Here is a 22,012-nt window from a genome sequence, read left to right as displayed (position 1 = left end):
GTAAACCCGGTGATGTCTAGAACTAAAAAAGAGGGCTTTAGCCCTCTTTTTTCTCTGCATAGCGATTAAGATGCGACGTTAAAATGCGCCATTTCTTGGGTTAAATCGGTCACTTGGCTGCGGACTTGCTCTGTGGTTTGGTTGGAGCTGTGAGCGAGCATCGTCACTTCATCAATGGTTTGAGTGACCTTGTTCATCTCTTGATTAATGGCTTGAGTGGCAGAGGATTGCTGATGAGCTGCCTGCGTCAAGCCAGCCATTTGCTCGCCTAACACTTCAATTTGTTGCGACGTCAAAGACAGCGTTTCCACCGTTTGCTCAGTTAGCTGCGCGCCTTGCTCTGCGAGCATAAGGCTATCTTCAATTTCCGTCACCACGGATGACGTTGCCAACTGAATCGCGGTAATAATGTCCGTAATTTCGGAGGTCGATTGACTGGTGCGTGACGCCAGCAAACGCACTTCATCAGCCACGACAGCAAACCCGCGACCAAGTTCTCCGGCTCGCGCCGCTTCAATCGCTGCATTCAGTGCCAATAAGTTGGTTTGTTCTGCAACGCCTTGGATCACCTCTGTGACTTGACCAATTGCTTGGCTCTCGCGACTCAGATCATTCACTTTCTGACTCGCTTGCTCTATAGCTCGGTGCAAGTTTTGAATCACATCTCGATTACTATTCAGTGCTTCGCTGCCGTTGGCCAACTGTTGCTTTGACTCGGTCAACACTGCTGAAGACTCTTCAGCACGCTCCGCCGTTTGGTCAGCAGATTGCGCTACGTCAGCCAAGTGATGCCCAGCTAACTCGAGCGCGACTTTTTGCTCGCTCAATTGGCTGGTTGTGGTCTGATTCGCCGTCACCAAACTGCCCATACTGTCATTCACGGTATTGGCCTTTAATGTCACGCCCTGCACAATATTCGCTAACGACTGGTTCATTTGATTGATCGATACGGTCAAGCTCGCCAGTTCATCTTGCCCTTTAACGGCGAGTGCCGGCTCTGATATATCCCCTGACGCAATCTGCTTCGCACGCTGCGATAACTTCGCGACTCGCTCACCAATACTTTTGCCAATTAAATGCGAAGCTACCACTGCGGCGATAAACAATACGATCACTGATCCCACTAATAATGTGCTGACGTTCTGTAATGACAAGAAAATGCCTTCGCCACTGCGCTTGGCTTTCTCTTGCTGGGTGGCAACTTGGCTATCAAAGGTGCGCTGAAGTTGGGTAATAGCAGGCAGCAGTTCTCTCGCCATCTTTTGGTTTGCTAAATTCCATCCAGAAGATTGACGAAGTTCAATCACTTGTTTTTCCAACGGAAAATACAGCGCTTCCATATCTTTAAATAGAGACCACAATCCTTGGTCATCGCTTGTCATCAATGATTGCTTTTCTTCAATTTCTTTAATGTATTTGGCATGGGATTTCAAAAAATCATGGTATTTGTCTAAATGTGATTGATGACCATATTGCAAGTAATCTCGCATTGATGACAACGCATTGGCTAACGAGGTGTAGCTGTCGGCATAGAGGCGAAACAGGCGCTTACGCTCACCACCTTCCTTATTGCTCGACTCGGCATTGATAAGCCCTTGCAATTGATCAAGCGCCACTTCGGCAATTGGCGCTGCTTCGTTAATAAACAACGCATGGGCAGGCAGATTCCCTTCATCTTGACTGAGCTTCGCCGTTTGTATTGCAAGCGCTTTTACTTGTTCCCATTGCTGCTCGACCTCAATGAAGCTCTCTTCACTCAACAACGTATTGAGTGTTGGTAAAGACGCTTCAGTGGTCTGCACAACGCGATTCAAATGTTCTAATTCCCCGGGGTCGCCGAGTAATAGATACGAGCGTAATAGTGATAATGTCTCTTGAATCGATTGCTGAAATGAACGACTGGTATCGACGGTCGGCAGATCCGTTTGAATCAACGACCCGGTATGTTTTTCAACGATCGTCACGCTTTTATAGATAAATGACGCAGAAACGATAAAAAGTACCGCAAGCGACAGAAAACTTAACTGTAGCTTCCTAGATATCGAGAGTCTCATCCTTTTAACTCCTTTATTTATGTCTCACTCAATATATAGGTAATCGACCTTTTGTTGAATATATGTAGATGAAAATGATAAATATTTTTTGCTTTTTAGCGCGACAATCTCAGATGATATGAACGGTTTATATGAATTACCGCGAAATCATTCAGCAAGCGGCTAATTTATGGTTTCTCGCGCTGAATACCACTGACTTTGCGAACAGCAGAAAACCTCGGTACTCTATCGACATTAAACGTTAAAGCGGGTTTATTTTGCAAAAGACAGAGCCGAATCTCACACTCACGCCAGATTATTACTTAGATAATTTTTTAAAATTGCACCAACATGCAACTGAGTGGTACAGCGATTTACTCTCAGCACAGGAACAACATTGGCTTGATGCATTCAGTCAACTCTCTCATGCCAGCCAATGTCTACTGGTTCGCATGCTATCACGCAAAGGCCATTGGTTTCGCAGTGATAAGCTCAGTTACGCTGAAATCGGCGAGTTGCAACACCCCCTGAGTCAGCTATCGCAGTTTGAATTTATAAGAGTCAATCCAAGCATAAGCCGCGCTGACTTGGCGCAGTCATTGTTGACTAAACCTGAACTGCTTACACTGGATTCAAGTCTTGATAAACGGATGACCAAGCAACAGGCGATTGAGCAATTTTCAGAAGGTACCGACATAGAGCACCCAGAATCGCTAGCGCTTAATTTTCAAATCATTGAACTTCTTCATCCACGAACCATCGATGTTCTTTTACTGCTATTTTTCGCTAATACGCATCAGGATTTAAGTCAATTCGTGCTTACGGACATAGGTTTACATCGTTTTGAAGCTTATGATTTAAGTAAAGAGCGACGCTTTTTTAAAAGCCATGATCATATTGAACAACGGCTCAGCCTTAGTGAGCTTTACGCAAACTATCAACTGACAGAAAAGCGCAGCCTTGCACTTATCGAACTCCTCGAACAACTACCTGAACAAGGCCCGTTTAAGGATGTGAATCGCCGTCGAGAGCAAATCATTAATCTCATTGCGCGAGATTTAGAGCGGCTTGGCGAGGTAGACCAAGCACTAAAATGGTTCCAACAGAGCACCCTTCCTCCGAGCCGTGAGCGGCAAGCTCGCATGTTAGAGCCACTCAATCAATTGGATATGATGCAAGCGATCATCTCCGACATGCGTACAAATCCCAAAGATATCGGCGAGTGGGAGGTGGCTGAAAAACTTCAGCACCGGCTAGACCGTAAACGCGGCCTAAAGGTGACACGGTCACAAAAACCAAAACACACTACTCTGCATCTGGATGATTTAGACCTCTCACAAACGCGCGTAGAGTTAGCGGTATTAAATCGCCTCACGCAAGATGGTTGGCGCTGCTTTTACAGCGAAAATACGTTACTCAATGGGCTGTTTGGTTTGCTGTTTTGGGAGGTCATTTTTGCGCCGGTCGAGGGGGCGTTCATTAACCCCTATCAGCATCGACCTCTCGATCTTTATCACAGTGATTTTGTCGCCAAACGTGAAGCGATGGTTCAACATGCATTGGACTCACTAGAAACATTAAGCCATCAGGCATGGGTTGACCGTTATCACCGTAAGTATGGAATAAGCAATCCTTTTGTTAACTGGAACCTTTTCTCGCAAGATTTACTCATTGAGGCCATCACCTATATACCAACGTCAACACTGCGTGGGTTATTTGAAATCCTGCTCACCGACCTCGCGCGCTATCGCAGTGGGATGCCGGATTTAATTGCCTTTAAAGATGGGCAGTATCAATGGGTTGAAGTCAAAGGGCCCGGAGATAAAGTCCAGGATAATCAATGGCGATGGTTTCGTCACTTTGAACAGCTAGGCGTGCCATTTTCTGTTTGTTATGTGAATCAGGGTGCGAAAAGTCAGTAAGCCCAAGGCAATGATGTCCTTGAGCTTAGCGGCGTTTATACCTGAAGTTGCGTCGAATATTGTTGGCGCTTTTTCGCCCCCAAGCCTAAGCAAATAAGCGCAGCGCAAGCAACCAGTGAACACAATCCCATGATAAGCGCAACATAGGCTAATACATCACTAAGTGGCTGACCTTGTTCGAAACCTTGCTGCATAAGGACGCCTGCAAGCCAAGGAGCAATAATGGCGCCAGCCCGCCCGACACCAATCACAAATCCAGTCCCTGTTGCTCGTACGTGTGTCGGGAAAACGGTGGCTACAAGCGTGTAAATACCTGACACGCCAGCATTAGCAAAGAACCCCACCAAGGTTGCAACCAAGCTTAAGTGCATCAAATCCGGCTTGGATTGCCCAAACAAAATAACGGCAATGCACGTCAGCAGCAGCGTGCCAATCGTCAATGGTTTTAAACCAACATAGCTACTTAACACACCAAACAGTAATCCACCGATTACCCCGCCGACATTCACCCAAAACAAAACGCCCGCCGCCGATGCCGCGCCGATGCCCATCTGAACAACAATGGTTGGTGTCCATTTTAATACGTAATAGAAGGTGATCATTTGAAACAAATAGGCGGCGGTCATCAATAAGGTTGCGACCAACAGTTGCTTGGAAAAGATATCCCAAATTGAACCTTGTACTTGGCTCTCTGCGCGCTGCACCAGTTGCGTAATCGGTAAATGTTGTATTTTCTTAAGTGAAGCATTGACTCGCACGAGTGCCTGTTTAGGCTGAATTCGCGTTAGCCAATCTACCGACTCAGGAAGCAGCCAATAACTAAGAGGAATCATTGCCGCCGAGACAAGTGCACCAACCACAAACATATCTCGCCAATTGGTCGCGCCTTGTTCAAGTATTGATGCGCCTACCGCGCCGCAAATAATACCACCGAGTGGATAACCGATAACCATTAATGAGATGCACAGTCCGCGCCGCTTTTCATTTGAGAATTCTGCGGTTAACGCATTGGTGGTTGATAGCAAGCCGCCAATGCCCAGCCCCGTAAGGACACGCCAAGCACACAGCTCGGTTATCGATGTAACATGAGCGACCATCCACATACCTATAGTCATCACAAACAGGCAGCCAAGCACCATCTTTCGGCGGCCTAATTTATCAGCAAATCCCCCGAGCAGGATAGAACCTATCGCCATCCCTACGAGCTCCATAGATAGCGCAGCGCCAAGCTCCGCTCGACTAAGACCAAATTCAGCCATAATCCCAGAGCCAGACACACTAATCGCTAGGACGTCAAAGCCATCAACCGCACTAAAGCATACCGTCATCGCGATGACGACCATTTGCATCAGCGTCATTGGAGACTGATTAATACGAGCACGGGGGTCAACTGCGGATTGATTCATCTAAGGGCCATCCTTTATCTCTATGCATTCGCTCCAACGGCGGCGCAAATTACTAAATACGTCTAGATGTCCAAATAATCATATCAACGCTAAATTCGAGCAACTTCAGTTTACTCATAACGATCATGAAATTCTTTCATGTTATCAGTGTCGTTGAGCCAACGTAGTAGAGATGGGGAAAGTCATCGACTCAAGAAATCAAAAATAGCGCCGGACGATAAGCCGGCGTCGAAACAAAACACGGCGCTGTAAAACGCCGTGGAACACTTTCTATTCTGAGTGGAGCACTTTCTATTCCGAGAGGGAGATGGCAAATGTGCCTTGCGGCACGACGGGAAGATACTGTTTATAAAAGTCGATATACGCTTTTTCAGGATCTAAATCGGCAAATAAATCTGGGTACAATGCTTTGGCCATGTATTGCACCATCGTGTAGTCAACGATTGAGCGTGACGCGCCCTGATAAATGCCATAAACACGCTGCTCAGCCACTGCAGGTAATTGTGCCCACCCCGTGCGATGCGTAAAGCCTTTTAAACGAGATTGTGCTTCTTCACGTGTGACGTTTTGCCCCATCAAAATGGCGCCGTCAACACGGCGAGATTCCGTCCCCGCTAAGAAAATGACTTGAGGTTCGGAAACCAATACCTGCTCAGGATTGATCGGCCCCCACCACTCGACAAAAGGCGCAGCTATGTTTTCGCCGCCCGCTTGTTTGAGCATCGCTCCCCACATATTTTTACCATAAGTAAAACTGTACTCTTTGGGACCTTTGTTACCAAATTCAACGTAAGCGCGAGGCTTCGGGACATTAGCTTGTTGAATGCGGCTTTGAACCAATTCAATTCCCTGTTGGTATTGTTCGGCGATGCGTTCTGCACGCTTCGTTTCTCCGGTAAGCTTTCCGATCACACGAGTACTGGCTACATGCTTTTCTAGCGTTTGCGCATTGTAATCAATGACAACAACGGGAATCTCTGCCTCTTTCAGTCTCTGTAAATCGACATCCATTGCTTTATACTGCCAATCTGCCAAAAGTACCACGTCAGGATTTAAGTTCAGGACTTTTTCAATAGAAAACGTCTGAGCTTCCACTTCTCCAACATCAGGAATGTTTGCCAAACTGGGTCGATAGCTCGTATACAGTTCCCAGCTTTGTGGACGCCATGACTTCCACGTATCTCTTGATAGACCAACCACATGATCAAAGGCTTTTTCACTTCCTATAGCCATATAATCTTCGGCATAGAAGCCCAATACCACGCGCTTAGCAGGAATATCGACCTCCACGTGGCGCCCAAGTACATCTTCAATCTGGGTCATTTCGGCGTTAGCACAAAATGATAAACTGGCACAAATTAATGGCATTAGTAATGAATTTTTATTCATAATCCTATTCTTGTTTTATTTATACAGAGTGATAAACGGTTAATTATTCAATTGGTACGTTTTAAAGCGCGGAGATTACCAGAAAGTCAAATGATAACAACTATCATTTTCAAGGGAGATGTAAATAAAGTGATCAGTAACAACAAATGGAGTGACAAAAGAGGTTTTAATGCTGTAAACAAGCAATTAGCAAAACGCGATTGCATAACAACAAGGTTCAGTAATCGCGTTTAGCGCTGGTTTAGAATAATTACGCCCAATAATGATGGGATGACGTTATTATTCTGTCGCTTCGTGAACGGCTTCTTTACTGTCGTTCCAAATTTCAGATGAGTCGTCCTTCACACCATTCCAAGTATTTGAACAACCACCCAAGACAAACGCAATGGCGACAACTAACAATGAAATTCTCATGCTCTTTCCCCTATTGATTGAAGATTTTAATAATGCTCAATTAAACAACTCGTTAATTGTGTTACTGCATTCCACCACGTTTGTTACCTTTGTATAAGTAAATTTATTGTTAGGGACTCGATGTACCTGCTCAATTACAGTCAATACTGATTAACCTTGTTCGCTTTTAAATTCTGCATAAATAATTGATTTTAATAAACAAACCAAATCAGACAGACGTAATCAGTAATGTATTCACCAAATAAATTCTCTTTATTTTACAGGCGGTCAATCTCTCTATTGTATCACAATTAAGACACTTTAAATCGCTTGCTTGATTGTCAATATGGTGGTGATGCGCCAGTAAATTTGAACCAACCCAAAATTCACTCAATAGAAAAATTGACCTTACGTTGCTTCTATGGCTATTCTGGGCTTGCTATTTATTTCAGGGATCGAAATTATGGGAAACCATCTACCAAAAGCCTTCACGCGAATCTTTTTGAAGATCTACCATATGATCGAAGCAGTATTGCTTGTTGCGATTACACTCGCGACGTTGGTCGCCATAGGCAATGAATTCATTCATGTGTTCACCGAGCAAAGGGTCATGCTCACCGACATATTACTGATGTTTATTTATCTTGAAGTCTTGTCGATGGTCCAGCAATTCGTCACAAACGGAAAAATCCCCGTTCGCTACCCAATTTATATCGCAATTATGGCTATCGCCCGCTATATCACCTTGGGAATGAAAGAGCTCGATGGTGTGTTTGTGGTATGGCTTTCACTCGCAGCACTGATTCTCGCCATCGCCACCTTAGTGATTCGCGCAGGTCACTACTACTGGCCTTATGAAACCATCGTGCGCCGCAAAAGCTGGTGCGGAGATAAAGTCAAATCGGTAGACAAAGCCGATAACTAATCCCCCACTTCAATCCATGAACAAAGGCGCTGAACTCAGCGCCTTTCGTTTTAAACTTTGCTCTATTTCAGCGATTTATCTTCCTTTATCAAAGGACATCAAACCTTAAACTAACGGCTTAATCGAGCGTTAGATCCTTTTGACATCGCGGCGCGAATTTCAGCTTCAGTCACTAAATTCAGATCGCCACTAATCGACAGCTTCAAGACGCTGGCAGCGATAGCAAATTCGATGGTTTCTTGTGCCGGAAGTTGATGATTCAAACCATGCAAAAGACCCGCGCCAAACGCATCGCCCGCAGCCACACCTTCCATCACATTGATATTGTGCACTGGCGTCTCAAAAAACTCGTTATTTTGGTAGAGAATCGCCATCCAATCACTCTGCTCTACACAGTGAATATTACGTAATACACTGGCCACGGTTTTGCAGTTCGGATACCGCCTAGTGATTTCTTGCATGCCACGCTTAAAGTCATCAATTTGATCAATACCGCGAGAGAGATCGCCATCAAATGCTTTAATTCCGAGCATGGCTTCAAAGTCTTCATCGTTTGCGATGCAAACGTCAACAAACGGCATGATCTGGGCCATGACTTTTTGCGCAACCTCAGGTTTCCACATTTTTCCGCGATAATTGAGGTCACATACAACGGTAATGCCCTGCTTTTGACAGTAGCTTAACGCCGCCTTAAGCGCGATTTCCAATTCACTCGAAATCGCGGGCGTAATACCTGAAAAGTAGAAAACGCCCACGCCATCAAGCAGTGAAGGCCAATCAAACTCTTCAGACAATGCCGTTGCAATTGAACTACCCGCTCGGTCATAGACAACGCCTGTCGAACGTGCACCGTTGCCTTTTTCGAAAAAATACATACCCAAACGTAGACCGCCGCGCAGGATGCGTGAGGTGTCGACGCCAAACTTTCGCAGTGTGCCAATCGCCGCCTCACCTAATGGGTTTTCAGGTAACTTGGTCAAATAGCCTGAATCATGTCCAAGTTGAGCCAGCGAAACTGCCACGTTTGCTTCCGCCCCGCCATAAGCCGCTTCAAATCCATTGGTTTGCAAAATTCGCTCAAAGCCCATCGGCTTTAAGCGCAGCATCATTTCACCAAATGCGAGTGTTTTCATTCATTTATTCCCTTTACTTACCGATGCAAGATAAGGCGACATGGCCACTGTTAGTCGCCACGTCACCTCAATTAAACGCCAATATTATTAATATGCGTGGCATGTATACTGCGCTGATTACGCCATGTATTGACCGCCGTTGACATGGATGATTTGCCCTGTGACATAACCAGACATCGCATGCGATGCCAAATAGGCAAACGTCGGCGCCATCTCTTCCGCGCGCCCTAAACGCCCCATTGGAATTCCTTGACTGATTCGAGCTTTGGCTGAGTCATCTTTATCGGCGTGAAACGCGGTATCGACGGTTCCCGGCGCCACAACATTAAAACGGATGTTGTCTTTGGCGTACGTCTTTGCCCAAGCGCGATTAACACTATGAAGCCAACCTTTTGAAGCGGCATAAAGCGATGCTCCAGGGCCGCCACCGGAATCCGCCGCTATTGACCCTACATTGATCACTGATGCACTCCAAGCCTCTTGCTGGGATGACTGTTTAAGATACGGCAGGGACAAGCGCACCATGGTTTGAGCGGAGCGCATATTGAGATAAGCAACATCGTCAAAGAACTCAGCATCAATCTCTTCTGTAGTCTTACGCCCAACAAGGCCACCAACATTATTAATCAACACATCAATACCACCATATTCAGCGACAAATTCGTTGATAAACCGTTGGCAGTCCTCATCATTCGCAAAATCCACTCGGTGAAAGCTAGCACTGCCACCCAGCTCTGCTATCTGGCTGATGGTCTGTTCAATATCGTTATGTTCACGGTATGAGGTTAGTGTGACGTGAGCGCCTGCCGCTGCAAATAATTTTGCCACCGCAAGACCAATCCCCCCTGTTGAGCCAGTGATCACCACACGCTTGTTGTTTAAGTCATTAAACATGATGTTACCTTGTGATTAATTTATAGAACGAACCGTTAGTATTATTATATTAAAACGCGGTTTCAAATTTAAATGTGAGTTTTGTAGCGGTTTTCTAAGATGTGGCTAAGTACGCAAACATTGGGTACTGACAGATTAGGCACCATGCCTTTAAACCCGGGTTATATGCGGCAGCGAAAGAATAGCGTTTAAATGACGAGAGAGCATGATGAGCCATATCGGCTCTGTATACGGAAATGAAGCAAAGTCACTTGTGGAAGTAAATGATAATCTTGGCGATATTAAAAAGCCCTCTTACGAGGGCCCTTCAGAGAACTAGTGTCACCAACAATCAGCGTAATCCGTGTAAAAACTCTGCACGAGTCGATGGGTTAGATTTAAAAATCCCCCCAAGTGCTGTGGTTGTTGTCGTGCTGGTTGCGTCCATGACACCTCGAGATTTAACGCAGTAATGCGTCGCATCCATCGTGACCGCAACATCGTCAGATTCAAGCAGGGTTTGCAATGCGACCAAAATTTGCTGAGTCATACGTTCTTGCACTTGAGGGCGCTGAGCAAAGAAGCGAACAATACGATTGATCTTTGAAAGCCCAATAATCTTGCCACGGGGAATATACGCGACCGCCGCTTTACCATCGATGGTGACAAGATGATGCTCACAAGTACTCGTCACAGTAATATCTTTGACACACACCATTTCACTGACATTCATCTTATTTTCGATGACCGTGATTTTCGGGAAGTTTTCGTAATTTAATCCGGAGAAAATTTCATCGACGTACATTTTGGCAATGCGATGCGGAGTTTCTTCAAGGCTGTCATCGGTTAGGTCAAGCTCTAACAAATTGAGGATTTCACGCATGTGATGTTCAATTTTTTGCTTTTTCTCATCACGACCGATGTTGTTTGGACGCATCGGCGTTTCTAATCCACGACTTTCTAGCGCATCTTTTACTAACTTTGCCGAATCGCTAAGACCTGTCATTCCGGTTCCTCTATGAATTACCCCTATCGGATGGCAGACAAGGATACTCGGATTTTTTAATAATTACATCCCTATTTTAACGGCGGTTTTTCTCTATTGCCTTTCTTATGTGCTAGAGTATCTCGCAAAATACAGCAGTAGGATGAACGAATGAGTTGTTGTGACGTTCCTGGTTTAATGCCAATCGAAGATGCCATCGACAAGATGTTGGCCAACATTATCCCCATTCAACAAACATCGAGCTTGCCGTTGCAGCAAGCCCTCGGTTATGTGCTTGCCAAAGACATTCTCTCACCCATCAATGTTCCGCCATTCAATAATTCAGCGATGGATGGCTACGCGGTGCGCCGAAGCGATTTAAAACAATCCGCCACCCTTCCCGTCGCGGGTAAATCGTTTGCTGGGCAACCTTTTGAAGGCGAATGGCCTCAAGGTACCTGTATTCGAATCATGACCGGCGCGCAAATTCCACAAGGGTGTGACGCGGTTGAAATGCAAGAGAATACCGATACCAACGAACAGGGTGTCACCTTTCATCAAACAGATTTAAAACCAAATAACAATATTCGTCCTATTGGCGATGACATTAAGCAACACGACGTCGTTTTGGAAAAAGGGGCGCGCCTGACGCCGAGAGATATTCCGATGATTGCCTCATTGGGTATCAGCCACGTGGAAGTTGTGCGTAAACCTAAAGTGGCTTTTTTCTCGACTGGCGATGAACTGCAACCACTCGGTGAACCGTTGAAGCCGGGCAATATTTATGACAGCAACCGTTACGGAATTAAGCCGCTGATTGAAAACTTTGGCTGCGAAGCCATCGATTTAGGTATCGTACCCGACTGCCCTGAAACCTTGAAAGCGACCTTTGAGCAAGCACAATCACTGGCGGATGTGGTCGTGACATCAGGTGGCGTGAGTGTCGGCGAAGCGGATTATACCAAAGATATCTTAGGGCAATTAGGTCAAATTGGTTTCTGGAAACTGGCGATTAAACCCGGGAAACCGTTCGCGTTTGGTGAACTTGATAACGCGTGGTTCTGTGGTCTTCCGGGAAACCCCGTCTCTGCAATGATCACGCTCTATGTGCTGGTTCAACCGCTGCTAGCCAAATTGGGTGGGCATACACAATGGAAAGCGCCAGAATCAATCCCTGCGATAACCAAAAACGCCTTTCGAAAATTTCCTGGTAGAACCGATTATCAACGTGCCATTTATCGTATCGAAAATGGGCAATTTGTGGTTGAAACCACAGGCAACCAAAGTTCCGGGGCGTTTCGCTCGATGAGCCTTGCCAACTGCTTTGTGGTGTTAGAGCGTGAACGCGGCTCAGTAGAAGTGGGTGAAACCGTTCAAATTCAGCTGTTATCTCCCTGCTTATACTAAGCATTAGTGACGATTTTGGAGCGAAAGTGGATATTCTGTCCGATCAAGAAATGCTGCGTTATAACCGGCAAATCGTACTAACAAACTTTGACTTTGAAGGTCAAGAAGCACTTAAACAGAGCTCAGTTCTCATCCTTGGTGCGGGAGGCTTAGGCTGCGCAGCCAGTCAGTACTTAGCGGCAGCAGGGGTTGGTCAACTGACGATCATTGATGATGATGTCGTTGAACTTTCCAACCTTCAGCGCCAGATCTTGCACCGTGACGCAACTATTGGTGAACCTAAAGTCTCCTCGGCTACAGCGATGCTGAACACCGTCAATCCGCATGTGTCCGTCACGCCGATTAATCAGCGTTTAACGGATCACGAATTGAATTCGCTTATCGAAACTCATGATGCAGTGCTGGATGCCTCAGATAATGTCGAAACCCGCAATCAACTTAATCGACTGTGCTTAAAGCATAAAACCCCTTTGATATCTGGCGCCGCTATCCGTATGGAAGGTCAAGTCAGTGTGTTTACTTATCAAGATTCACACGCGCCATGTTACCAATGTTTAAGTGCATTATTTGGTGATACGGCACTAAGCTGTGTCGAAGCTGGGGTCATGGCACCTCTAGTGGGCATTATCGGCAGTATCCAAGCGTTGGAAACGATTAAAGTATTGTCAGGCTACGGAACACCGATACAAGGAAAAATTTTGCTGCTTGACGCACTTACAATGAACTGGCGAGAAATGAAGCTCAGCAAAATGCCAAGCTGCCCAGCATGCGGTGAGAACTAAAAACTTCCTATTCCAATCCTGAAAAGCCAAGCCTCATAGTGACTTGGCTTTTTTAGTTAATTACCAATTTATCCTTCATTTCTAACGTCATTCACTTTTATACTGAACGCCGACTTCCCATCAATAAGGAGCACATGTCATGACTCTTGTGACCGCCGAATGGCTCGCTGACAATATGGAAACCCCGAATCTCGTGATTCTGGATACCAGTATTGAATTTCAAATCCCTGCCGAGCCGACGAAAGACACGACCAACATTATTCCTAACGCTCGTCGTTTCGATTACGATCATGTCTTCTGCGATAAAAATGCTTCTTACCCACACATGATGCCAAGTGAACAAGAGTTTAATCTACACGCGCAAGAACTGGGACTGAATCAAAACTCGATCATAGTGGTTTACGATAATAGCGGCACGTTTGCCTCGCCCCGGGCATGGTGGATGCTAAAAGCCATGGGCCACGAGAGTGTCTACATTCTCAATGGTGGCTTAAGTGATTGGAAAGAAAAAGGTTACCCACTCAGCGATCAATACCAGACCGTCACTCAACGTGGAGATTTCTGCGGTAGCCTGAATCCGAATCACTTTTTAACCGCAGAACAAGTGGCAGACCAGATCGATAATGCCAACAGCTTAACGGTTGACGCACGCAATCAAGCGCGGTTTGCGGGTACCACGCCAGAGCCCCGTGAAGGCCTACGTTCTGGTCATATTCCACAATCCGTCTGTATGCCGTTCGCCCAATTGATGGATGGCGCAAAAATAAAGCCTGTCGATGCGCTCAAACCGATTATCGAAGGCGTGATCGATAAAGCCCAGCAACAGACCATTTTTTCCTGTGGTTCGGGGGTGACGGCCTGTATCGTACTGCTGGCGGCCCACCTGTGTGGGTATCGAAACTTAGCCGTTTATGATGGTTCTTGGACCGAGTGGGGCTCTAGATCCGATTTACCGATTGCCACCAGCGACGCCTAACACTGAACGTTAAGACCCGATAAAAAAGCCGAGCATTATGCTCGGCTTTTGCTTACTTCGACGCAAGTGTTACACCTGCGTCAACGGTTTATCAGGCTGGCGGTAATTGAGCAGGCAAACCACCACAATAATGGCCAGCGCCACTAAGCGATAGACATCAGACAAAAACAGTACGCCAAGTGCCATCACCAGTAAGACCGCACGTTGCCAAAGCGCAAGTGGCGCAAATAAACGTCCTTCAATACCGCCGGCAAAGGCAATAAACAAGCTGATGGTCGCAATCACTCCGATCACAAAATGCGTGGGTTCACCGTCAATCCAAATAAGCCCTGAAAAGGCCATCATGGCTGGAATTAAGAAAAAGCCTTGCGCCAACTTAAATGCTTGTACCGCCGAACGCATCGGCGAAGCATTGGCAATTCCCGCCCCTGCAAATGCAGCTAAGGCGATCGGTGGCGTGACATTGGAGGTTTGCGACAACCAAAACACAATCATATGTGCAGTTAACAAACCGAGCCCAAAGTCCATCAATGCTGGGACGGCCATGATCGATAACACAATATAAGCAGCGGTCACCGGAAGCCCCATTCCCAAAATGACGGCAGCAACCGCGATAAGCGCCAATGCTGACCACAAATGACCACCAGACATAGCAATAAGGAACTGGGTAAACTGCAAGCCAATTCCTGTTTGACCCACCACGCCGACAACGATCCCAGCCGTCGCACAAGCAACGGAGATCGGTAGTGCCATCAAAGCACCCTCTTTCAACCCCTGAAAGAATAAGCCAAACCCAATGCGGCTATGTTTACGGGTTAGCGATGCGAGCAAAATCGCCGCGCAGCCAATCACCCCAACCAGAACGGGTGAATAGCTCATCATTAATAGAACGGTGATTAGAATCAGGGGAACCAAGAAATGCCAACCACTTTTCAGGACGGTAAAGACCTGCTCTGTTGCGCTCATCCCTTGTAAATTGAGCTTACAAGCCATGAGATGCACATAGAGTAAAGTGCAGGCGAAATACAAAATCGCTGGCGCGATCGAAACCAACAGGATGTCACTGTATGGAATCCCGGTAAATTGCGCCATCACGAATGCGCCCGCGCCCATGACCGGAGGCATAATCTGCCCACCCGTTGAGGCAGCCGCTTCAATCCCTGCGGCTTGCTCAGACTTATAGCCGAGCTTTTTCATCATGGGGATGGTTAAAGCGCCAGTGGTCACCGTATTGGCAATAGCCGAGCCTGAGATAGAGCCCAAAGCTGCTGATGCGATAACACTGGCTTTGGCCGGTCCGCCACGATATTTACCCGCGACCGCAAACGCCATATCGATAAAGAATTGCCCCGCTCCCGTCACCTGCAAGAACGCGCCAAACAACACAAACATAAACACCACACCGGCTGCGATTGCCAGCGGCGCGCCGTAAACACCATTGGTCGAATAAATATGGAAACGAACCACCTCTTCCAACGTAAAGCCTTTACTGGCGACGTTATCAGGCAGGGCATCGCCAAATAAGGCGTAGGCTAAGAATAGCAAAGCAATGACCACCATCACTAAGCCAACGGTGCGTCGTGTCGCTTCCAAGAGCAGAACAATCAATACCACACCAGCCGCTTGTTCTACAGAGCCTAAGCCATCAAGTAAAAAACTGATATCGTCATAGTCAAACAAGGCGATTTGCGTCGATGCCCAACACGTAGCGGCCACCAGAATCAAATCGACAATACGCCCGCAAAGATAAACCGGAAACGCGCGTTTCGCACTCAACGTTGGATAAACGAGAAACACTAGCGCCAACACCCAACTAACGTGAACAGGGCGAAAAACGGGTGCCGCCAAATTCGCGACAATCCCCTGCCAGATTTGAAATACCGATAAAGCGATAGCCGCAACAGCGGCTATCAGCAAAATGGCATCGGTCATTTTTTGGTTACTAGGATGAATTTTACTCATCACTTACTCCATGTAACGTCAACCTCAAGCTGATTGCACTTGAGGATTACTTCATTTGTTCTTGACGATATTTCTCCGCACCAGGATGCAAATCAATGCCCTGTAATTTGGTCATATTCTCAAGCGTGGTAAACTTAGTCACGCCAATGACCTGTCGAATTTTATCCATATTGTCAAACGCAGCTTTCGTCATTTGGTAAGCCATGTCTTCGCTTAGATTTTTGTTGACCACCAAAACGTTCCAAACCGCGGGGGCTTTAAACGCAGGGACTTTATTGTACGACTCCGCGGGCACATCGATTTCAATGTAAGAAGGGTAATCTTTGGCAATCTTCGCCAGTTCATCAGCGCTAAAGCTCAAGATACGAACATCACGGGTTAACGCAAGCTCTGTAATCGCACCAACACCCAAGCTGCCGACAATCACCCCTGCATCAATTTGGTTATTGGCTAAGGCGCTGGTTGTCGCGGTGTAGTTAAGAGATTGCGCTTTAATGTCACTCTCTTCAATGCCCAACGTATTAAGAATATTCACCGAACTGACTCGCGTGCCTGACCCTGGAGCGCCTAATGAAACACGCTTGCCTTTCAGATCGGAGATAGACTGAATATCTGAGTTCGCAGGGACAATGAATTGAACAACGTTGGGATACAAAGCAAATAGGACAGAGACGTCCATTTTACGTGGAAAAGGTTTGGTGCCGTTAAACGCTTGTAATACCACATTACCTTGGGCAATCCCCGCAAGTTGTTTATTGGTGGACACTTTAATGGTGTTTTCAACGGAAGCCGCTGTTACTTCAGCACGCATATTGAAATCGGGGAGGTTTTCACTCCAAATTTTGGCGAACATACCGCCAAGTGGATAGTAAGTACCGCTTTGGCTGCCGGTGCCGATTGTGTAGTTCTCAGCCATCGCTGGGACAGAAAACGCAACCGCCAGTGCTAATAGCCCATTCCTTAACGCTTGATACATATGTGCTCCTTATTATCTATCGTTATTTATTTGTTTATCATTTTGTTTCCATAATGTTATGAGATGGATAGGACGAAATAGCAATCATGCAATGAATGAAATGAGAGTTGAATACGCGAATCGCGCAGCGAGGAGACAAGGGCGTGATTTTCCGCTCACTCCCTGAACGCTTGAATCAACAAATTGAAGTCAATGCAACCATCTTCATGATGGTGACTTCGCATACCGAACAGATTCGGAAATTATCCTCCTATCCTTGGAGAACAAAAGTGATCGACTGCATATTTATACAAATTATGAATATTTGCAATCAATAAATGACAGTTTCATTGTTGGCTAAGTTATTTACTCCTCAAGGTTTTCCTTTTACTCAAGCGGCTTAATTTGGCGTTAAAACTGAGTAAACATGATTACCGCTCTGCGATTAAGCGAGTGATCATCTGGCGTATTTTCGTCGCTCAATAACGCATTTTCTCCAAAGGCACTGACCTGCCATTGATAATCCTCCGTCACCAATCTCGTTGCTAAATAATCCCTCACTGAATACGCCCTCGCTTTCGCCAGTTTTAGATTGTAATCGTCACTTCCTTGGCTATCTGTATGACCTGCAATCAATATTCGGCCTTTTAACCCCGCGATTCGCTCGGCGAATTCATTCAATGAGGCAATAGAACTGGGTGTGAGTGCCGCTTGATCAAAATCGAAGTGTGGCGTGATCGCAACGGAAACTTTGCGCTCCGGTTTTATTGGTGGGCATGCGGGCTGTTGATTCTGCTTGGCTCGCGTTTGTTCAAAGATGATATAGGCACGGCGGTTTTGCGCATGCGCCTCTGGGCGGACACTCGTATTCACCGGACGCGCCTTTCCGTAATACTCCACTCGCCACTGATAATGTCGTTCATCAATCCGCTGGCGAAGGTGTTTCTCTACCGACTGCGCTCGGCGGTCAGAGAGTGCCAAATTATAAGCCTTAGAGCCGCGGATATCCGTGTGGCCGACAATCGTGATTTGCCCACGCAATGGTTTGATTTGTTTGATGAATGCATTAATCGCGTCTTGGTCGACTTGAGTAAGAGCCGCACTATCAAACGCGAAGTGTGATGCCATGGCGACACGGACTTCCGGCTCGAACAGTCGACATTCCTCAATAACAAACTTGCTCAGATGGACCTGTTCAAAAGCCCGTGTATTTTCATTGCTCACGTAGGTGTTCGTCGAACACCCCATAAGTAAACTGCCGGCCAGTAACCCTGCGATGATTATTCTTTGCTGCTGCATAATAGGCCTATAATTTACCGACAACATTGACGAAAACGCCCTGCGCATCGTAGTCATCTCGATTGGCTAAGTTATTGTCAAAACCAGAAAAGTTATACCCAATGCCGACTTTGAAATTATCAGTCACGTGCTTGTTGAACGACACCACCGCGCCATGTTCAAGTTGGTCATTGATGGTATCGGTTTTCCAGTGGTACTCACCGGTCACATCCCAATTCTTCATCACTGAATAGGAGGTGCTGATGGCATACAAATTGATGTCACTTTTTGCGGTGTAATACCGCCCAGACGCTCGCTCGTAGGCTTGAGTTTTATCTTTATGGGCGTATTTCGCCCCTACATCCACTTTGGCATTCAGCGAATAAATCCCCTCAACTTCGACGATTTTGCTCCGCTCGTTGGTGTAATTCACCTCTCGATCCAGAGCATCTTTATCACGCAGGTACGTGTAACGACTTAACAGGTTTAATTTGTCGTGATAGATGGGGCGGTAAGCTAAGCCCACACTCGCTTCAACAAAGTTTTCCAGTGTTTCATCGGTGACTTTACTCACCGTATTGGAATAGTTGTACTTACCAAATAAGGTGTATTCATCGGTCAAATGATGTGTATAACGATTTGTCGTCACTACTTGATCAATTCGTCGACGGCTCGGGTCGACTTGGTCATTGCCTTTATCAACACGATATTCCAGCTTGTGTTTGAACGTGACGTCTGAGACGTCGACCTGCGCACTAAAAGTCGTCGCTCGACGCTCAGTGACTTCGACGACACCATGACTATTCGGTTTTTCAATCTCACCTTGCTGATAACCGATACCAAATTCCAGCTCATCAGAAAGATCATAACCAAAGCCAAAAGAATCGATTCGGCCTTTGCCACTGTTTTCATTTACAAATTGATTTTCTTGGTAAAAATCAACATTTGACGTCAGGTCGGCACGTTGACCGACAATCACATTGTTACTGCCTTCATAATCATCGTCTAAGTAAGTCAGGTAGGTGGAATAATCACTGGTAATATCGTAGTTGACTGTCGCTTGGGCCGCATCTCCCCGACTACCCGTTGTATATTCAGCGCCAAGCGTGATGTCATCCATTACCCGCGCTTCGCCGCCGAGCGTGACGCTATCATTCTCATCGTAAGCTTGACTTTGGCTTAAGGTTTTCTGGCCTTTGAGATAAATACTGTTGTCAGAGTTCCAAATATAATCAGCTCTTAGCCCTGCCAGAGATCCCGTCCCGCGCTGTTTATCTGGATTTAACTCTTCAATTTGTTTACCCGCCGCAGACAGTTTTATATGGTCGGTAAGTTTGAATTGTCCTTCGAGCTCTGCTTGGGTGGTATCGGTTTCTCGTATACCTTGTAAGCTGGTTTCCTGAAATTCGGTAAAGCGTGTCAGTATCGCGATGCGATCGCTCGCCTGAAGACGTAATTCGGCGCCGTAAGATTCTTGTTCTACATCGTCATCTTGACTGGCATCACTGTAGTGAGCATCTTTCGATTTATACCAAGCCTTGATGTCATTCCCGACAAGAGAAAATACATTGGGCGCTACATCGTGCAGATCCGCGACCGCTTTAATTTGCAGCGCATCCCCTTCTCTCTCTTCCAACGCCCGTGACAATGAATTGAAGGTTAAACCGCCGTCATAGGAGACAAAGTTAGAATCGGTTTGCGTGCCTTGGCTATGACCAAACTCGGCTTGCAAATATGAGCCTTCACTGGCGCGTAAGGTGATGTCTGCGCTGTAGTTTTGGTAATCTTGTTCATCACGCGCTTCCGTGGCGTAGCTAGCCCCTAGACCGACGTAATCATTCACCCAGCCTTTAGCACGGCCGCCAAAGGTTAAGGCGTCTTTTGCTTCACTGCCTCTCGGAACATATTCATAATCCACAGCCAAATAGTTTTCATACCCATCGCCAGGCGTGTCATCGATCACCGTCGAGAAGTTATCGCGCAAAATGTTAGTGAGAGGACGTGTTAAAATAATCCGTCCTTGATAGGCATCGATCTCGTAGTCGCGCCCAGATTGCAGCGCAACTTCACGCTCAGCGATGCCGCTATTTTGGTTGATGACTTTGACCGACACCTTATCCGACCCCGGCACCACTTCGCCATTTTTCAAAAAATACAGCGAGCCGCCAGTACCAAGAAATTCATCGTGACCAAACAATGTATCCGAAGAAGCCGCAAACCCAACCACGTTGAGTTTATCTTCACCGTATTTTGTCGTACCGCGAGTTCGAAAATCGCCTTTCAAGCCATATAAACTTCGATTGTAATCGCTATTATCGGTACCAGTTAATCCCGTGTTGTAATTTCCCCATAGCAACTGGGATTTATCGTATTGGAGATCGAGATAAACTTTACCTTTGGTATTCACCACCTTACGAATATTGGCATTATCACCATAGTGGCCGTAATACAGCTCGTCGTCATCTTCCAATAGTTCAAATATATCCGAACTGTCGGAAGCAAAAGGATGTTTAAACAGGTCTTTGATTTCCCCTTCACGAGAATCAAAATGGGTGGTAATCCTCAGTTTGTCACCAAACTTACCTTGACCAAAATAAGCGATACGGCCCTGATTATAGAGATTATCTTGGTATTGCTCGTCTACGTCTAAAGCACTGCCATTACCAGAGACAAAGTTTCGACCAACATAGAAATCGGCTAATCCCGCTTGCACGTAGTAATTTTCCGGCACTCGCGCAAACAGTTGGTAGTCACGCTGTTCGCCATCATCAAAAATGACTTTCGTCGGTAACAGGTAGGCATTGGCAGGTAAGAATTGTTCAGCGTATAGCGCGTCATCTTCTACATCAAACTCATCATCACCAATGACAACTTTATCTACCCCTTTAAGACCATTGCCGATAAATTTAATCAACCCTGCGTAAGTAGGAATGTTATGACGCATCAATTGGGCTTGACCGAAACGGCGACTTAATTGTTGTTCGCCATCATTTCGCTGAATATCGACTTCTGATTCGCTGGCAGTTAAATCAATCACGCCAAGGGTGGTTAAATCCATATTCCCAGATTGGTCCCAAGCTTTTAGTCGAAATTGTAGCTGGCCGCCAGCAGCCAAAGGCGTTTTCGACGCTTGTTCGACACTCCAAACGACATCGCTATCATTCGCCAGCTGATCCCCTTCAAGCACAGCAATCGGTTGGCTCAAATGCACATCTTGGCCATCAAAGATCTCTAGCTGGTAGCGTGCAATGTAATAACTAAAGTTGGTGGTGATGGTGAAATTAATTGCTGAGGTCAACTTTGCCTCTTTAACTTCAATGCGATCACTCGCGCGCACCGTCAACACGGGGTCAAAGCGGGTAATATCGCGACTCGCCCAGATCGCACCTTGCTCTAAATAGATCCTCGAATTGTCCTTTTGTTTGCGTTCTACCGCTTCCGTTGGCGTCGTATGAGATTCAATCTTCTCTAGTTCACTGACATCGACCGCCCAAGTTGCGCTGGATAAGCTTGTGACCACCGCGATGGCGACAGACGATAAGTGAGGTACCTTGCGCTGCGCTGCGCACGGCTTTGTGTTGACATTCAACATG

16 protein-coding genes are annotated in these 22,012 nt (G+C 46.4%); 5 read left to right on the top strand and 11 right to left on the bottom strand.

Translation table 11 applies throughout. The features are described 5' to 3' along the window. Window positions 1–65: 65 nt before the first annotated feature. Window positions 66–2,054: a methyl-accepting chemotaxis protein gene (locus tag M1D72_RS03250; protein ID WP_456295553.1), complete on the bottom strand. Its 1,989-nt coding sequence runs from the start codon at window positions 2,052–2,054 to the stop codon at window positions 66–68. A 257-nt stretch (window positions 2,055–2,311) separates the two neighbouring features. Here M1D72_RS03250 and M1D72_RS03245 point away from each other — a divergent pair, with 257 nt between their 5' ends. After that, the gene (locus M1D72_RS03245) at window positions 2,312–3,955 is read left to right on the top strand and encodes a VRR-NUC domain-containing protein (protein WP_456295552.1); all 1,644 of its coding nucleotides are present in this window, start codon (window positions 2,312–2,314) and stop codon (window positions 3,953–3,955) included. A gap of 35 nt (window positions 3,956–3,990) precedes the next feature. On the opposite strand, the gene M1D72_RS03240 is transcribed toward M1D72_RS03245, so the two are convergent. The 3 genes from M1D72_RS03240 to M1D72_RS03230 all read right to left on the bottom strand — a co-directional run bounded on the left by M1D72_RS03240 (window position 3,991) and on the right by M1D72_RS03230 (window position 7,164). Beyond that, window positions 3,991–5,361 (bottom strand): MFS transporter, encoded by a 1,371-nt coding sequence (locus M1D72_RS03240; RefSeq protein ID WP_456295551.1) that lies wholly within the window; start codon window positions 5,359–5,361, stop codon window positions 3,991–3,993. A gap of 291 nt (window positions 5,362–5,652) precedes the next feature. Further along, window positions 5,653–6,750 (bottom strand): ABC transporter substrate-binding protein, encoded by a 1,098-nt coding sequence (locus tag M1D72_RS03235; RefSeq protein ID WP_456295550.1) that lies wholly within the window; start codon window positions 6,748–6,750, stop codon window positions 5,653–5,655. Between the two features lie 279 nt (window positions 6,751–7,029). After that, window positions 7,030–7,164 carry an entericidin EcnAB gene (locus M1D72_RS03230; protein ID WP_390195190.1) on the bottom strand — a complete coding sequence of 45 codons (135 nt, stop codon included), beginning with the start codon at window positions 7,162–7,164 and terminating at the stop codon, window positions 7,030–7,032. 442 nt (window positions 7,165–7,606) lie between these two features. On the opposite strand from M1D72_RS03230, the gene M1D72_RS03225 reads away from it, so the two are divergent. Continuing rightward, window positions 7,607–8,068, top strand: a complete 462-nt coding sequence (locus tag M1D72_RS03225; RefSeq protein ID WP_390195187.1) for a phosphate-starvation-inducible protein PsiE — start codon at window positions 7,607–7,609, stop codon at window positions 8,066–8,068. A 110-nt stretch (window positions 8,069–8,178) separates the two neighbouring features. On the opposite strand, the gene M1D72_RS03220 is transcribed toward M1D72_RS03225, so the two are convergent. The 3 genes from M1D72_RS03220 to folE form a co-directional block, all read right to left on the bottom strand. Further along, window positions 8,179–9,201, bottom strand: coding sequence for a PfkB family carbohydrate kinase (locus M1D72_RS03220; protein WP_456295549.1), 1,023 nt, complete (start codon window positions 9,199–9,201; stop codon window positions 8,179–8,181). Between the two features lie 117 nt (window positions 9,202–9,318). Further along, complete coding sequence (locus M1D72_RS03215) at window positions 9,319–10,095, bottom strand: SDR family NAD(P)-dependent oxidoreductase (protein ID WP_456295548.1); 777 nt, start codon at window positions 10,093–10,095, stop codon at window positions 9,319–9,321. 331 nt (window positions 10,096–10,426) lie between these two features. Next, window positions 10,427–11,080: a GTP cyclohydrolase I FolE gene (folE, locus tag M1D72_RS03210; RefSeq protein ID WP_390195181.1), complete on the bottom strand. Its 654-nt coding sequence runs from the start codon at window positions 11,078–11,080 to the stop codon at window positions 10,427–10,429. A gap of 150 nt (window positions 11,081–11,230) precedes the next feature. On the opposite strand from folE, the gene moeA reads away from it, so the two are divergent. The 3 genes from moeA to M1D72_RS03195 all read left to right on the top strand — a co-directional run bounded on the left by moeA (window position 11,231) and on the right by M1D72_RS03195 (window position 14,224). Next, window positions 11,231–12,466: a molybdopterin molybdotransferase MoeA gene (moeA, locus tag M1D72_RS03205; protein WP_456295547.1), complete on the top strand. Its 1,236-nt coding sequence runs from the start codon at window positions 11,231–11,233 to the stop codon at window positions 12,464–12,466. 26 nt (window positions 12,467–12,492) lie between these two features. Next, the gene (gene moeB, locus M1D72_RS03200; protein WP_456295546.1) at window positions 12,493–13,248 is read left to right on the top strand and encodes a molybdopterin-synthase adenylyltransferase MoeB; all 756 of its coding nucleotides are present in this window, start codon (window positions 12,493–12,495) and stop codon (window positions 13,246–13,248) included. A gap of 139 nt (window positions 13,249–13,387) precedes the next feature. Next, entirely contained in the window at window positions 13,388–14,224 is an 837-nt protein-coding gene (locus tag M1D72_RS03195) for a sulfurtransferase (protein ID WP_456295545.1), read from the top strand. A 69-nt stretch (window positions 14,225–14,293) separates the two neighbouring features. Here the strand turns inward: M1D72_RS03195 and M1D72_RS03190 are convergent, their stop codons facing one another. The 4 genes from M1D72_RS03190 to M1D72_RS03175 all read right to left on the bottom strand — a co-directional run bounded on the left by M1D72_RS03190 (window position 14,294) and on the right by M1D72_RS03175 (window position 22,011). Further along, window positions 14,294–16,186, bottom strand: coding sequence for a TRAP transporter permease (locus M1D72_RS03190; RefSeq protein ID WP_456295544.1), 1,893 nt, complete (start codon window positions 16,184–16,186; stop codon window positions 14,294–14,296). A 46-nt stretch (window positions 16,187–16,232) separates the two neighbouring features. After that, window positions 16,233–17,162 carry a TAXI family TRAP transporter solute-binding subunit gene (locus M1D72_RS03185; protein ID WP_456295543.1) on the bottom strand — a complete coding sequence of 310 codons (930 nt, stop codon included), beginning with the start codon at window positions 17,160–17,162 and terminating at the stop codon, window positions 16,233–16,235. A gap of 390 nt (window positions 17,163–17,552) precedes the next feature. Then, window positions 17,553–18,440: an OmpA family protein gene (locus M1D72_RS03180; RefSeq protein ID WP_456295542.1), complete on the bottom strand. Its 888-nt coding sequence runs from the start codon at window positions 18,438–18,440 to the stop codon at window positions 17,553–17,555. A gap of 7 nt (window positions 18,441–18,447) precedes the next feature. Continuing rightward, complete coding sequence (locus M1D72_RS03175; RefSeq protein ID WP_456295541.1) at window positions 18,448–22,011, bottom strand: hypothetical protein; 3,564 nt, start codon at window positions 22,009–22,011, stop codon at window positions 18,448–18,450. Window position 22,012: the final 1 nt, after the last annotated feature.

The organism is Vibrio sp. AK197 (assembly GCF_053903115.1).
The sequence above is the reverse complement of the archived record's forward strand: the minus strand, read 5'-3'. Positions and strand labels throughout refer to the sequence as shown.

What these genes read in the sequence shown, in the direction of transcription:
- M1D72_RS03250 (WP_456295553.1), bottom strand. Translation starts at nt 2,054, where the DNA reads ATGAGACTCTCGATATCTAGGAAGCTACAGTTAAGTTTTCTGTCGCTT.
- M1D72_RS03240 (WP_456295551.1), bottom strand. Translation starts at nt 5,361, where the DNA reads ATGAATCAATCCGCAGTTGACCCCCGTGCTCGTATTAATCAGTCTCCA.
- M1D72_RS03235 (WP_456295550.1), bottom strand. Translation starts at nt 6,750, where the DNA reads ATGAATAAAAATTCATTACTAATGCCATTAATTTGTGCCAGTTTATCA.
- M1D72_RS03230 (WP_390195190.1), bottom strand. Translation starts at nt 7,164, where the DNA reads ATGAGAATTTCATTGTTAGTTGTCGCCATTGCGTTTGTCTTGGGTGGT.
- M1D72_RS03225 (WP_390195187.1), top strand. Translation starts at nt 7,607, where the DNA reads ATGGGAAACCATCTACCAAAAGCCTTCACGCGAATCTTTTTGAAGATC.
- M1D72_RS03220 (WP_456295549.1), bottom strand. Translation starts at nt 9,201, where the DNA reads ATGAAAACACTCGCATTTGGTGAAATGATGCTGCGCTTAAAGCCGATG.
- M1D72_RS03215 (WP_456295548.1), bottom strand. Translation starts at nt 10,095, where the DNA reads ATGTTTAATGACTTAAACAACAAGCGTGTGGTGATCACTGGCTCAACA.
- folE (WP_390195181.1), bottom strand. Translation starts at nt 11,080, where the DNA reads ATGACAGGTCTTAGCGATTCGGCAAAGTTAGTAAAAGATGCGCTAGAA.
- moeA (WP_456295547.1), top strand. Translation starts at nt 11,231, where the DNA reads ATGAGTTGTTGTGACGTTCCTGGTTTAATGCCAATCGAAGATGCCATC.
- M1D72_RS03195 (WP_456295545.1), top strand. Translation starts at nt 13,388, where the DNA reads ATGACTCTTGTGACCGCCGAATGGCTCGCTGACAATATGGAAACCCCG.
- M1D72_RS03190 (WP_456295544.1), bottom strand. Translation starts at nt 16,186, where the DNA reads ATGAGTAAAATTCATCCTAGTAACCAAAAAATGACCGATGCCATTTTG.
- M1D72_RS03185 (WP_456295543.1), bottom strand. Translation starts at nt 17,162, where the DNA reads ATGTATCAAGCGTTAAGGAATGGGCTATTAGCACTGGCGGTTGCGTTT.
- M1D72_RS03180 (WP_456295542.1), bottom strand. Translation starts at nt 18,440, where the DNA reads ATGCAGCAGCAAAGAATAATCATCGCAGGGTTACTGGCCGGCAGTTTA.
- M1D72_RS03175 (WP_456295541.1), bottom strand. Translation starts at nt 22,011, where the DNA reads ATGTTGAATGTCAACACAAAGCCGTGCGCAGCGCAGCGCAAGGTACCT.